Origin of the sequence: Acetivibrio clariflavus DSM 19732, from assembly GCF_000237085.1 — a bacterium.
Taxonomy (GTDB): Bacteria; Bacillota; Clostridia; order Acetivibrionales; family Acetivibrionaceae; genus Acetivibrio; species Acetivibrio clariflavus.
The window spans coordinates 337,699-351,685 of sequence record NC_016627.1 but is presented as its reverse complement, the minus strand read 5'-3'; the positions used below and the strand labels follow the sequence as shown (position 1 = coordinate 351,685).

11 protein-coding genes are annotated in these 13,987 nt (G+C 35.5%); 1 reads left to right on the top strand and 10 read right to left on the bottom strand.

The window, feature by feature from the left end:
* Positions 1–185: 185 nt before the first annotated feature.
* The 6 genes from mfd to purR form a co-directional block, all read right to left on the bottom strand.
* Positions 186–3,719 (bottom strand): transcription-repair coupling factor, encoded by a 3,534-nt coding sequence (mfd, locus tag CLOCL_RS01585; protein ID WP_014253698.1) that lies wholly within the window; start codon positions 3,717–3,719, stop codon positions 186–188.
* Between the two features lie 9 nt (positions 3,720–3,728).
* Positions 3,729–4,340, bottom strand: coding sequence for an aminoacyl-tRNA hydrolase (gene pth / locus CLOCL_RS01580; protein WP_014253697.1), 612 nt, complete (start codon positions 4,338–4,340; stop codon positions 3,729–3,731).
* 155 nt (positions 4,341–4,495) lie between these two features.
* Entirely contained in the window at positions 4,496–5,464 is a 969-nt protein-coding gene (locus CLOCL_RS01575) for a ribose-phosphate diphosphokinase (RefSeq protein ID WP_014253696.1), read from the bottom strand.
* A gap of 311 nt (positions 5,465–5,775) precedes the next feature.
* Complete coding sequence (gene glmU / locus CLOCL_RS01570; RefSeq protein WP_014253695.1) at positions 5,776–7,155, bottom strand: bifunctional UDP-N-acetylglucosamine diphosphorylase/glucosamine-1-phosphate N-acetyltransferase GlmU; 1,380 nt, start codon at positions 7,153–7,155, stop codon at positions 5,776–5,778.
* Between the two features lie 468 nt (positions 7,156–7,623).
* Positions 7,624–7,911, bottom strand: coding sequence for a septation regulator SpoVG (gene spoVG, locus CLOCL_RS01565; protein ID WP_014253694.1), 288 nt, complete (start codon positions 7,909–7,911; stop codon positions 7,624–7,626).
* Positions 7,912–8,222: 311 nt separating this feature from the next.
* Positions 8,223–9,035, bottom strand: a complete 813-nt coding sequence (gene purR / locus CLOCL_RS01560) for a pur operon repressor (RefSeq protein WP_014253693.1) — start codon at positions 9,033–9,035, stop codon at positions 8,223–8,225.
* A 508-nt stretch (positions 9,036–9,543) separates the two neighbouring features.
* Between purR and murC the strand changes: the two genes are divergently transcribed.
* On the top strand, positions 9,544–10,959 hold the full coding sequence (gene murC / locus CLOCL_RS01555; RefSeq protein ID WP_014253692.1) for a UDP-N-acetylmuramate--L-alanine ligase: 1,416 nt from the start codon (positions 9,544–9,546) through the stop codon (positions 10,957–10,959).
* A 141-nt stretch (positions 10,960–11,100) separates the two neighbouring features.
* On the opposite strand, the gene fabZ is transcribed toward murC, so the two are convergent.
* The 4 genes from fabZ to CLOCL_RS01535 all read right to left on the bottom strand — a co-directional run bounded on the left by fabZ (position 11,101) and on the right by CLOCL_RS01535 (position 13,860).
* Positions 11,101–11,535 carry a 3-hydroxyacyl-ACP dehydratase FabZ gene (gene fabZ / locus CLOCL_RS01550; protein ID WP_014253691.1) on the bottom strand — a complete coding sequence of 145 codons (435 nt, stop codon included), beginning with the start codon at positions 11,533–11,535 and terminating at the stop codon, positions 11,101–11,103.
* Positions 11,536–11,784: 249 nt separating this feature from the next.
* Entirely contained in the window at positions 11,785–12,156 is a 372-nt protein-coding gene (locus CLOCL_RS01545; RefSeq protein ID WP_014253690.1) for a rod-binding protein, read from the bottom strand.
* Positions 12,157–12,196: 40 nt separating this feature from the next.
* The gene (gene flgG, locus CLOCL_RS01540; protein ID WP_014253689.1) at positions 12,197–12,997 is read right to left on the bottom strand and encodes a flagellar basal-body rod protein FlgG; all 801 of its coding nucleotides are present in this window, start codon (positions 12,995–12,997) and stop codon (positions 12,197–12,199) included.
* A gap of 83 nt (positions 12,998–13,080) precedes the next feature.
* A complete protein-coding gene (locus CLOCL_RS01535; RefSeq protein WP_014253688.1) occupies positions 13,081–13,860 on the bottom strand; it encodes a flagellar hook-basal body protein in 780 nt (259 codons plus the stop codon).
* Positions 13,861–13,987: the final 127 nt, after the last annotated feature.

Below are 13,987 nucleotides of genomic sequence, written 5' to 3'. Positions count from 1 at the left end.
GTTATAGAATACTTATAATTTTCAGTAAATTATAAAAAACAACAGACTTATAAAAAAACTTTGTTACTTAAGCTTGTAGTATAAGCATAGAATATAAGGAATTGCTAAGAAGACTGCAAATTGATTTTTGAATCGCAAACATCAATATTAACTATATCTAATAATATTATAATAAATTGTAGTCACTACTTCAATTTATTAATGTCCTGTAATAAAATCGTAATATTGTCAAGTAAACTTTCTCTTTTAATGTCAGTTATTCTATACGTAATATAAGGTTTGTTGCTGGCATTAAACAAAAGCTTCCGCCTGTGTTTTTCCATAATCTTTCCGATTACTTCAAAATTGACATATTTGCTATCTATATATTGAAATATTATAGAACCATTCTTTTCCTGAACCGAAGAAAACCCGCATTTTAAAGCCAAAGCCTTAATATGAGCAATTTTCATAAGGTTTGACACAGGAGTCGGAATGTTGCCATATCGGTCCATAAGTTCGTCTTCAACATCCAAAACGTCCTGTTCATCCTGCACGGATGCTATTTTTTTATACATTTCTATTTTTTCATTCTCCGAGCTAATATAACTGCTGTCAATATAAGCACTTACATTTACATCAATAGAAACTTCAACTTCTTCCTGAACCGACTGCCCTTTTAACTCGCTTATCGCTTCAGCCAATAATCTGCAGTACATGTCATATCCCACAGAATCGATATGTCCATGCTGCTGCGCACCCAAAAGATTTCCTGCGCCCCTTATCTGCATATCTCTCATAGCAATTTTAAAACCCGAACCGAACTCGGTAAACTCTTTAATTGCCTGCAGGCGTTTTTCCGCAATTTCAGAAAGTACTTTATCTTTTTTATAAGTAATATAGGCATAAGCCATTCTATTTGATCTCCCAACTCTTCCCCTTAGCTGATAAAGCTGGGATAGTCCCATTTTATCCGAATCTTCAACTATGATTGTATTTACATTCGGCATATCAATTCCCGATTCAATAATTACCGTACATACAAGAATATCATACTCACCGTTTATAAATCGGAACATTATATCTTCCAGTTCCGTTTCATCCATCTGTCCATGGGCTACTGCAATTCTAGCGTCAGGCACCATTTTTTTAATCTCTGCTGCCTTTACATTAATTGACCTTACACGGTTGTACAGGTAAAAAACCTGACCGTTGCGTGCCATTTCTCTGTTAATGGCTTCTTTTATAACCTCCTCATTATACTCCATGACATAAGTCTGTACCGGATATCTTTCCTCCGGTGGGTCCTCTATGGTACTAATATCTTTTATCCCTATCAGGGACATATGAAGAGTTCTTGGAATAGGCGTAGCGGTTAATGTAAGAACATCAACATTTGCCCGCAGTTTTTTTAATTTTTCCTTATGCATGACTCCAAAACGCTGCTCTTCATCTATTACCAACAGTCCTAAATCCTTAAATACCACATCTTTTTGCAAGAGCCGGTGAGTTCCAATCAATACATCAACAAGCCCTGCTTTGACATCTCTCAAAATACGCTTTTGTTCCGCCGGAGTTCTAAAACGGCTTACCATCTCAACCTTAACAGGGAAATCCTTCATGCGTTCCTTGAAATTATTATAATGCTGCTGAGCCAATACCGTTGTCGGTACAAGATACGCCACCTGTTTTCCATCCATTACCGCTTTAAATATGGCTCTAATTGCAACTTCTGTCTTTCCGTATCCAACATCTCCGCACAATAACCTATCCATAGGTTTATCCGATTCCATATCCCGCTTAATTTCTTCTATGCACCGAAGTTGATCCTCTGTTTCCTGGTAAGGGAACTGCTCTTCAAATTGCTTTTGCCATATTGTATCCTTTCCAAAGGCATGCCCCTTTGATGACTCTCTCATGGCATATAATTTTATAAGTTCTCCTGCCAGTTCCATGATGGATTCTTTTGTCTTTGCTTTTGTTTTCAGCCAGTCGGTTCCGCCAAGTTTGCTCAGTTTAGGTGTCTTTCCCTCGGAACCTATATATTTCTGTATTAGGTCCAGCTGGCTTGTGGGTACATATAAATAAGCCCCATCCTGATATTGAATCTTCAAATAGTCCTTCTTAATATTTTCTACAGTCAACTGCTCAATTCCGATATACTTTCCGATACCATGGAATTGATGAACTACAAAATCTCCAATACTCAAATCGGTAAATACATTTATTTTTTTGCCTTTGACTTTTTTTACTGCCTGCCTTTTAAGCTTCCTGTCCTGTCCGAAAAGTTCTTTTCCGCTGATTACAACGAACTCAGCATCTGGATACTCAAAACCTTTACTTAGACTTCCATGGGTTATTATAACCTGTCCCGGCAAAATGTCTTCTTTGATTTCATCAATATAAACCGCTTCAATTTCTTTATTCTTAAGCGTCTCCTCAAGCATTTCGCCTCTGCTTCTGGTCCCGGCCAAAATCAGTACCCGGAAGTTACTTTTTTTCCAGTACTTTATATCCTCTACCATCAGGTCAAAATTTCCCTGATAGGAATTCAATAACCTTGAAGCAATACTTAATTTTCTGCTTTCTGCCAAAAGTACTTCATCGGTCATAATAGTGTTGAAGCAGACAGATTTCTTCTCATAAAGTCTTCTCCATATATAGTCAAATTCAAAATAAAGGTCAAAACACCCGGGAAGAAGCTGTCCTTTTTCCAAAAGGCTTTTACACATTTCCGCATTTTCGTTAAGAATATTTTCAATTCTCTGCTGAAACCTTTTAGGCTCGTCAATAAAAACAATGATATTTTCTTCAGCTATATAGTCGGTTATCAAGGCAGGTCTTTGAATAATGTAGGGAATATATTTGTCCATTCCCGGAAAGTAAAAATTCTCTTTAAATTTTTCAATGTCATTGCTTATTTTTTCATCAAGTTTTATTAAATAATCCTGCTGGGCGTTTTTATCTATCTTTTCCTTTTGCGCAGCCAAGGCACTTTGTATCCTGGAGATTATTCCATCAAGTTCCGAGCGGTCGTACAACATTTCCCTTGCCGGCAAAATTTCGATACTTTCAGCTCTTTCCACAGATCTCTGGGAAAGCACGTCAAAGGTTCTTATAGAGTCAATTTCATCGTCAAACAATTCGATACGATATGCATTTTCGCTATTAACAGGGAAAATGTCTATTATTCCGCCTCTGACAGCAAACTGACCTTTGCCCTCAACAGTGGTAACTCTTTCGTAGCCTATTGATACCAGCTTATGAATAAGAAAAGTTAAGTCTATTCTGCTATCTTGATCAAAATTTAAACAACTGGATTTAAAAAGCTCTCGGTCGATTAATTTCTGGCATATAGCTTCAGCACTAATAACGATAAACCTGTAATCGCTTTTCAAAATTCTGTCTAATGCTGTTATCCTATCATAGACAGCATCATAACTTTTAGCTTCAACATCGTGAAGCATAATTTCCTTTGAGGAAAATAGAATTACATCCTTGTCAAAGAAATATGAAAAATCTTCATATATTTTTCTGGCCTGAAGATCATTATATGCAATAAATATACCTTTACTGTTCAAATGGCTGCAAATAGCATAGGAAATATGAGCCCTTTGGCTTTCAGAAGGGCCATTTATGGATATATGAAATTCTTTAGTTATATTTTCAATGATATTTTTGTAATCTTTCGACTCAAGAAGTGGTTCAATTATGTAGTCCTTGGTTTTTATACTATCCATATCTATCCTCTACTTATTGTTATACCTGTTCATAGCTTTATCAATACCGGAATTCAGAATTACTTCCACTGCATCTGCAGCGTTTTCAATTGCCTCCTCAACGCTTTTTCTTTCATCGGCCGAAAACTTGCTTAGAACAAAATCAGCCAATTCCCAGCCTTGTGGAGGTTTATCAATACCTATTCTAATCCTCGGAAAATCCTCCGACTGAATTTGATATATCACAGATCTCATTCCGTTATGAGTACCCGCACTTCCTTTTGGTCTGATTCTAATCTTACCTACGGGTAAGTCAATATCATCATATATTATTATAATATTTTTTACAGGAACTTTATACCATTCAATTATTTCTCGCACGCTTTCTCCACTTAGATTCATAAAGGTCTGAGGTTTTACCAGTAAGACCCTATGTCCTCCGATATTGCCATCTCCAATAACAGCCTTATATTTAACCTTTGTAACGGCAATATTATGTTTCTTTGAAAGCCGGTCAATGGTATCAAACCCCACGTTATGCCGGGTATTTTCATATCTTGGACCAGGGTTCCCCAGACCGATTACTACCGACAAATTTTCCAAAATGTTACACCTCTCGCATGTAATTTCATTATTAAACATAAACATTGCCTCCTCAAAGTCTAACATGGCTTAAAGGAGGCACTTTTGCTCTACTGCTGTCTCTATTAGCCTCGCAAACTTCAAGAACTTTAAAATAAGGTTTTTCATAAACCATATTTCAAGTTATCTTTGAAGCCGCCTTACAAGGCTATAAATTACGATTCATCCTGCTGAGTAAATAAAGTACTTATGGATATGTCACCATAAATCCTCTCTATTGCCTCTGCAAATACAGGCGCAACAGAAAGAGACACTATCTTTGGAATTCTCTTTTCTTCAGGTATAGGAATAGTGTTAAGTGTAACCAGTTCTTTCATAGGTGATTGATCTATTTTTTCTATTGCTGAACCGGACAATACACCATGAGTACAGCAGGCATATACTTCTTTTGCACCTATTTCAACCAGCGCATTAGCAGCATTTATTATTGTTCCTCCGGTATCAATGAGATCATCCACCAGGATAACTCTCTTATTATTAACATCCCCAATTATATTCATAATTTCAGAAACATTTGCTTTAGGACGTCTTTTATCGATTATTGCCAAAGGAACTTCCAACCTTTCGGCAAACTTTCTTGATCTTGATACACTGCCCACATCCGGTGAAACAACAACTACATCACTGGTACCTTTGAATTTTTCTCTAAAATAGTTTGCCAGTATGGGCACTCCAATTAAATGGTCTACAGGTATATCAAAAAAACCTTGAAGCTGCGGTGCATGCAAATCCATAGTTAATATCCTGTCTGCTCCCGCTGTTGTTATAAGATTAGCCACTAACTTTGCAGATATTGGGTCTCTTGCTTTTGCTTTTCTGTCCTGTCTTGCATATCCAAAGTAAGGCATAACTGCAGTTATTCTACCAGCTGATGCTCTTTTCAAAGCATCAATCATAATTAGCAATTCCACAAGATTGTCATTTGCTGGAGGACATGTAGATTGTATAATAAATACGTCTGACCCTCTAACAACCTCCTCAATATGAATAGCTGACTCACCGTCACTAAATTTGCCCACTTTAGCCAGCCCTAACGGAAGCCCTATTTTTTCTGCAATTTCTTCTGCCAATTTCCTATTTGAGTTTCCAGCGAATATTTTAATATCCTTTCCGTGCAAATTCATCTTATGTTCCCCTTCTCATAAAAATATTTATGTTTAAGAATAACCAAGTTATCAATCCCACTTTTATCTTGTGATAAATTTAACATAATAAATTAAATAAATTAACACAAAATAAATAATGGAATAATTCACTTGTTATTCCTATTTTTATCCACCCCGAATATTTATATAAGAGGTATTCCGATAGTTACATCAAACTACTAACCAAGCATTAAACACTTGTTATAAAATTATTTCCCATCACTATAATTGTAACATATTTCCTAGAAATAAACAAAATCAATGAGATATCAAATCTCCAAAACTTTTATTTAATCTTTTCTCAACATACCTTTTTTCGTAACCCATTCCTCTTTTACAACCTGGCGAGCTCTTGCTATAGCCAGTGAATTTTCCGGAACTTCGTCTGTAATTGTAGATCCTGCCGCAATGTATGCGTTGTTTTTTACTTCCACCGGCGAGATTAAGTTTACATTGCATCCTACAAAACAGTTGTCGCCAATCTTGGTTTTATTCTTTTTCTTCCCGTCATAGTTGACTACCACAACTCCACATCCAAGATTAACATTTGTACCAACTTCTGCATCGCCCACATAAGTAAGATGGGATATCTTCGTCCTATCACCTATTACCGATTTCTTAATTTCCACAAAATCTCCGATTTTAACCTTTTTGCCGATAACACTTCCGGGTCTTATATAAGCAAAAGGTCCGATACTAGTATCCTCTTCTATTGAACTTTCCAAAACAACAGAATTTTTTACTTCAACTCCCTTTGATATTTTTGACCCTACTATTCGGCTTGATGGCCCGATAATGCAATCTTCGCCAATTTCAGTCTGTCCTTCGATTATACTGCCAGGATATATAACAGTATCCATTCCAATACTCACATCGGCATCAATATAGGTATTACCAGGATCGATTATTGTAACACCATTTTTCATATGATTTGTCAAAATCCTTTTTCTTAAGATTTCATTTGCCATTGACAGCTGAACCCTGTCGTTTATTCCAAGAATTTCATCACTGTCATCTACCTTTACCGCACCAACTTTTAAGCCTTTTTTTATTAGTATTTCAATAGTGTCTGTCAAATAATACTCGCCCTGACTGTTATTATTATCAAGTTCTCCCAATACCCTTTCCAAATCTTTTATATTAAAACAATACATTCCCGAGTTAATTTCTTTAATATTTTTTTCATCTTCAGTTGCATCCCTGTCTTCAACTATTTTCAATACATTATTGTTTTCATCCCTGACAATTCTTCCGTAACCGGCAGGATTTTCAAGTTCTGCAGTTATTATAGTTGCTGAATTGTTGTTCTTTCTATGTATTTCAACGGTTTTAGAAATTGTCTCTGAGGTAATGAGCGGTGTATCCCCGCATAGTACTAATACTTCTCCCTCTTTACCCTCAAAATACTCCTTTGCCTGCATAACGGCATGGCCAGTCCCCAGTTGTTTATCCTGATAAGCGTATAATACCTTATCTCCCATGCTTTCTTTTACATCTTCGGCTTTATGTCCAACTACAACAACAGTTTCGTCAACACCTGCACCTTTTACCGACTTATAAACCCAATCAATCAAAGTCATTCCGCACACTTTATGTAAAACTTTTGATTTCTTGGATTTCATTCTTTTTCCCTCACCGGCAGCAAGAATCACTGCCATCAAGTGTTCCATCCAATAACTTCCTCCTTTAAGGTAACAACAGTAAAGCCTTTTCTATTATATTCAATTTTAATCCACAATTTAATTAAAAAATAAAAGTTTCAGAATATGTTTATCTGCCTCTTATCATTCCCGCGTGCTACAAATAGCCCGAAATTTTATAAACCAAATATATTTTCTCATTTTTTATCTTACTTTTCAACATCAAATATCCAAAATGTAATAAATCCTGAATGTAGAAGAAATTATAGCATTTTTCACATTCCTATCCTTTAAAAAGCACAATAAAAAAACCGTCAAAAACATGCATTCAGGTAACAATTACAAGCTAATTCGCAATGGGAATTATTTCATAATTGTCCCTATCTTTCAAATTATAATTAATAATTTGAAAGACAACTAATGCATTGTTTTTTACGATTTTTTAATAATAAAAACGCTATTACAAAAAGCAATTATAAAAATCTAAGCTTATTAAGCTTATTCAGATGTCTTTTCTTCCAATTCACCAGCGCTTGAGATAGACTCATATTTTTCCAAAATAGCGCTTTGAATTTTAGCCCTAGTTTCGGCATTGATTGGATGGGCAATATCTCTAAATTCACCGTCTGGGGCTTTTCTGCTAGGCATAGCAATGAACAATCCGTTTTGACTTTCAATAACTTTAATGTCATGAACAACAAACTCATTATCAAAAGTCACGGAAACAACTGCTTTCATTTTGCCTTCAGAATCAATTTTTCTTACACGAACATCGGTAATTTCCATAAGATGTTACCACCTTCCGTAAAAATGTTTATTTCTAAGGAACGGACTTTAAGATACTCTTCGTTTACGCTCAGAATAAAGCTCTGAAAAAAGTAACATAATAAAGTTCGTCACGTTAACCATGTATATTATATATTCGCTATTATTTTTAATATTCCTTCTTATTTTTTTATTATTTTTATATTTTTTTAACTTTTATCTGTCTATATCATTTACCTTTATAATCCTAATTATTCATAATAAAATATTTCCTTATAACCCTTTTAATACACATTCATAAAAAAAGCTAAATTCAAGCAGATAGCAGTATCTTATAAAAGGCTTGGCTTTATGTCTATTATTTTTTCTTCATCATCAACAATATTTAAAGTCAAAAGCGATATATAATTATCAATCAGCTTTTTAGCGGGATTGACAGTCTCTATGAGAACTCCTATACCGGTAACTTCACATTCAAATTCCTTAGCAAGTTCTATTATTCCCTTTGCAGTTCCTCCACCTTTCATAAAATCATCTATAAACAGCAGCTTGGATTTTCTCTTCAAAGATCTAAGAGAAAGCACCATGGTCTGAACTTTTTTAGCCGATCCCGATACATAACTTGTATTGACAGAAGGGCCATCAGTAGCCTCGCTGTTATGCCTTACAATTACAAGCGGAACATTAAGACATTCCGCAACAGCAAAAGCCAAAGGTATTCCCTTTGTTTCAACAGTAATTACATAATCTACGCCTTTATCAAAAAATTGACCTGCAAATATCCATGCAATGTCCCGAACCAGCTTAGGGTTATATATAATATCAAGCATATATAAGTAACCGCCCGGAAGTATTCTTTGAGTATCCGATAATTTTTCACAAAGACTTTGAAGAATGGAAACAGACTTTGCCTTTGAAAATCCAGGTACAAATTTTACTCCACCCTGCGCACCGGGAATAGTTTCTATTGTCCCAATATCAAGTTTGGCCAATAAGTTTTTCACAATATCTATATCTTCGCTGATAGTAGATTTAGCAGAATTAAGTAACTCTGCAAAGCTCCCTAAGGTCATTATTTCTCCCGGAGAATCTGTCAGGCATTTCAACAACACTGCAAGTCTTTCGTTTCTGTTAACCTTTTCCATTTAAACCCCCTACGCTAAAAGATAATATATTAATAACTATCAGCATTTTTGGAATATATTATACTATATATAGTCAAAGAAAATAAGGTATTTTGCAAAGATTATTCCGAAAAACTTTGAAACTGCTTTTTTGCAGTCTTACAAATTTTGAGTTATATTTATTAATATTGGGTAAAACAAGTAAAATAATTTTTACCTTGGGTTATATTATATTTATAATATTGTCAATAATTACATATAATACTAAATGGATACACAAAATTAGCAATACAGTTAGCACTACTCCAAAAATATATTTCGCAATTTATATTTATGTGTATTATAATATAACTCAGCATAATTAATATTAATATACTTTGGCAATTTATGTTTAATTCTTGGTATTTATGCGCATTGTAATTGCTTTCTAATAATGAAGCTGTTTTAGAGCAATTGTGTGTATCTTCATTGTTGAAGTATAAAAATACAAAGCGCCAATTGTTCTATTAAAAAATAAGGAGTGTTAAGATTGGAAAATATAAACCTTTTAGATTCAAAAAATATAAAAAACGTCCACTTCATAGGAATTGGAGGAATAAGTATGAGTGGACTTGCCGAGATACTCAAAAACCTTGGATACAATATTTCCGGTTCAGATATGAAATCCTCCGATATTACTGAAAAACTCAAAAAAGACGGCATTAATATATATATAGGACATAGAGAAGAAAATATAGAAAACTGTGACCTGGTAGTTTATACCGCCGCTGTCAAAGAAAACAATCCGGAACTTAAGAAAGCCAAACAGCTTGGTATACCCACTATAGAAAGAGCCGTACTGTTAGGTCAAATTACTAAAAAATATCCTTACAGTATCGCCATTTCAGGAACTCACGGCAAAACAACCACTACTTCCATGATATCGATGATTATGTTAGAGGCGAATCTTAATCCAACAATACATATCGGCGGAGAATTAGACGCCATAGGCGGAAACACAAGAATAGGCGGTAATGAATATTTCATAACGGAAGCTTGTGAATATGTGGAAAGTTTCCTGAAATTACATCCATATCTTGCAGTTATTCTTAACATTGAGGCAGACCATCTGGACTATTTCAAGGACATAAACCACATAAAGCAGGCTTTTTTAAAGTTTATGAATTTGGTACCGGAAGACGGCTACATAATTGCATGCATTGATGACCCCAACGTTTCGTCACTTGTTTGCCAGAGTTCATGCAATGTAGTGACTTACGGAATAAAATCCGAAAATGCCGACTGGACTGCGCGCAATATCAAGTTTGATGTTTCAGGATGTGCCAGTTTTGATTTAGTGCAAAACGGTAACATAATAACTACCATAAAACTGAAAGTACCCGGGATCCACAATGTCAGCAACTCTTTGGCAGCAGCCGCCGCATGTCATACTCTCGGCTGCGGAATAAACAATATTGTTACGGGTCTGGAGTCTTTTTCAGGTACACACCGGCGTTTTGAAGTAAAGGGAGTTGTTGACAATATCAAAATAGTTGACGATTATGCCCATCATCCTTCTGAAATCAAAGCAACATTAAAAGCTGCCAAAAGCAGTAGCCACTCAAAAATTTGGTGCGTTTTTCAACCACATACCTATACCAGGACAAAGCTTTTGTTAGATGATTTCTCTGAAGCTTTTTTCGATGCAGATAAGGTTATTGTTACCGACATTTATTCAGCAAGGGAAATTGACACTGGAGAAATTCATTCCAGCATACTGACTAAAGAGATAAATAAAAAAAGCAATAATGCAATTTACAAATCGGATTTTACAGATATAGTGGAATATCTAAAAGAAAACGCATCTCCGGGAGATCTGATCCTGACTATGGGTGCAGGAGATGTATACAGAATTGGCGAGATGTTTTTAAAGGAAAAAACATTGAAACCATTAGTTGAAATATAAAACAACCAAAAGCTGTTGCTATTCTCAATTTTTTCATAACCATTTTTAAACTTTAAAATCTCAGAAAATATAATATACAGCAACAGCTTTTAAATATTTGATAACATTATTTATCTTTAAGTACTGCAATATAGTTTTTCATTATTTAGAAGCATCAATCATTGCAAACCTTATTTCACCTTCGCAGGCTACTTGGCCATCAACAGTAGCTACAACTTTTACCTTGCCCATTCCCATTTTTAAAGTTAGAATATCCGCTTCAAGTTTTAGGGTATCCCCAGGTACAACCTGCTTTCTGAACTTTATCTTTTCAAAACCCGTAAATACGCCTAATTTTCCTTTGTTCTCTTCCATCAAAAGTCCTGCCACACAGGCAGTCTGTGCAAGAGCCTCAACTATCAGAACTCCGGGCATGATGGGGTTCCCGGGAAAATGTCCCTGAAAAAAGGGCTCGTTTGCCGTTACATTTTTAATTCCAACCGCCCTTTTACCCGGTTCTACTTCCAATATCTTATCTACTAACAAAAATGGATACCTGTGCGGAATAATTTTCTGAATATCAACATTATTTAACATTTCAGCGCCCCCTAAGCAAACATTTTATTTGTCATTTTGGTCATTTCCGGCAATCACCTAAAAATTATTCTCCATTATTGCCACTAAATTGTCAATACAAGATTTTAACCGTGTATCTTCATGTCAGGAGTACTAAGATACAAATAAAATAATAAGTGTCCCAAAGCCATAACAACCGGCAGGGACACATTTAACCCAATAAATACATTTTCCAATTAAAATTCATTTCTACCCTTCACAATCAAGTTTTCAGTCCTTTTTGGGAACAGAATTATCAGACCTCATCTGCTTCGAAAGCTGTTTGTACAACAAGTCAGCCAATCCTAAACTATTGGTTTTTGACGCATTTTCCACCAGTTTATCGTCCAGCATGCTTTCAAAAAATTCCGTACCGCTATCTTTAGGAAAGAGTGATGATTTTGGTACAGTGGCCTTCATCTGTTTATACATTATTTGCAGGAGAATCCCTTCAAATTGAGTACAGGCCTCTTTAAGCGCTTTATCATCCTTCTTTTCCATGGCGCTTCTTAAATTTTCCTCAAAACTGGTATCACTAACTGTGTTTCTTGTAAGATTTACAGAATTTTCAACATACATGTTATTTATTTTCGGTATATCCATATTGTAAATCACATCCCTAGTTTATTTCCAGTAAAAAAGCCTACCTCTTAAGATTGTTTGCAATACCGAGCATATCATCTGCTGTTTGTACTGCTTTTGAATTTATTTCATAAGCTCTTTGCGCTATTATAAGCTTAACCATTTCTTCAACAACCTGAACATTTGAAGCTTCAATAAAATACTGCTTCACAGTGCTTAATCTTCCCATTTCCTCATCGGGAATTGCCTCTCCTGAAGCAGCGGTGCTCATATATAAATTATTTCCGATGCTCTCAAGTCCCTGTCTGTTAGCGAATTTTACAATACCGATTCTCTGTCCTAAAGAAACCACTTCTCCATTTTCATCGGTATAGGACAGTTCTCCGGAATCGGATACAATTAATTTGGAAAGGTCAAAATCGAGATATATTTCTGAACCCTCTCCATCTAATACGGGATAACCGTCAGAGGTAGTAAGCATATTCCCATCTTCTGTTACACTCAATTTAAAACTGCCGTCACGAGTATATGCCAAATCCCCTCTAGGCCCCAGCACCACAAAAAATCCATCGCCATCAATTGCGAAGTCAAGAGGATTATCGGTTTTTTCAAAACTTCCGGTTTCAAAATTCTTAACAGTAGCTACAACAGATGCCCCATGTCCCACCTGGAGATTTACAGGTCTTCCTTCACCCTCCAAAATTGTAGCCCTATTAAGGGTCTCATAGAGCATATCTTTAAATTCCGCTCTTTCTTTTTTATAAGCAGTTGTATTTACATTCGAGAGATTGTTTGATATCACATCTACGCTGAACTGTTGGGCTTTCATACCTGAACCTGCGGTCCAAAGTGCTCTCATCATAATTATTTAACCTCCATTTTTAGCATTTCTATACTGCTAATTAAGCGAAAATTTATAGAATTAATATGTCAATCAATGCTCTTTTATCTCACTGCACCAACTTCGTTTACTGCTTTTTCAAGGGTTCCATCCAGCGCTTGTATGATTTTTTGGTTAGCTTCATAAGCACGCATTACTGTGATCATGTTAATCATCTCATTAACAGCATCAACGTTTGATTGCTCTATGTAACCCTGTTTTACAACTCCCGTAAACTCTCTTTCCTGTGTTTGATCGGTAACTTGGATAAGGTTTTCCCCATACTTTCTCAGTGTAGTAGTATCAGTAAATTCCCTTATGAGGAGTCTATCCACCACTTGTTCATTCTGTATTATGGTACCGTCACCTAAAACAGTGAAGTTTTCACCTTCTAACGTTATAGGTCCATTCATTCCCATTACAAAATACCCTTCACTTGTAACAAGCTGGTTTTCAGAATTCAAGGTAAAACTTCCATCCCGGGTATAATACTCTGTAATTTCTCCATTTGCGTTTGGAACTCCTATGGCAAAAAATGCAGAATCAGATCCTCCAATCGCCAAATCCAATGAATTGTCTGTCTTATTAAGACTTCCACCGGTAAAATAAGTAAATACTTCTCCAATGTCATTACCAAAATTCACATTTCCAACCCTTCCCGATGGATTTAACGTACTTCGGGTATCATTAATTCTCCTCACCATGACTTCAGGAAAACTCTCATAAACAACAGTATCCCTCTTATAGCCATTTGTACTGACATTCGCCAGATTGTTGGCTATTATATCCATTTGTTTATTGTTGGCTCGCATACTCCATCCGGAAGTATATAATGCTCTAATCATATCTATTCACCCGAATTCCAATTGTGATTTTTGCCTCGTATTATATATCGTACTATTTTGTTATCAACTTAACACTAAAAAGGGACTATCTCAAAATTCTATTTTGAGACAGTCCCTAAAAAAATCC

Coding starts and splice junctions, on each gene's coding strand:
- mfd (WP_014253698.1), bottom strand. CDS start 3,719: ATGGATAGTATAAAAACCAAGGACTACATAATTGAACCACTTCTTGAG.
- pth (WP_014253697.1), bottom strand. CDS start 4,340: ATGTTTAATAATGAAATTACATGCGAGAGGTGTAACATTTTGGAAAAT.
- CLOCL_RS01575 (WP_014253696.1), bottom strand. CDS start 5,464: ATGAATTTGCACGGAAAGGATATTAAAATATTCGCTGGAAACTCAAAT.
- glmU (WP_014253695.1), bottom strand. CDS start 7,155: ATGGAACACTTGATGGCAGTGATTCTTGCTGCCGGTGAGGGAAAAAGA.
- spoVG (WP_014253694.1), bottom strand. CDS start 7,911: ATGGAAATTACCGATGTTCGTGTAAGAAAAATTGATTCTGAAGGCAAA.
- purR (WP_014253693.1), bottom strand. CDS start 9,035: ATGGAAAAGGTTAACAGAAACGAAAGACTTGCAGTGTTGTTGAAATGC.
- fabZ (WP_014253691.1), bottom strand. CDS start 11,535: ATGTTAAATAATGTTGATATTCAGAAAATTATTCCGCACAGGTATCCA.
- CLOCL_RS01545 (WP_014253690.1), bottom strand. CDS start 12,156: ATGGATATACCGAAAATAAATAACATGTATGTTGAAAATTCTGTAAAT.
- flgG (WP_014253689.1), bottom strand. CDS start 12,997: ATGATGAGAGCACTTTGGACCGCAGGTTCAGGTATGAAAGCCCAACAG.
- CLOCL_RS01535 (WP_014253688.1), bottom strand. CDS start 13,860: ATGATTAGAGCATTATATACTTCCGGATGGAGTATGCGAGCCAACAAT.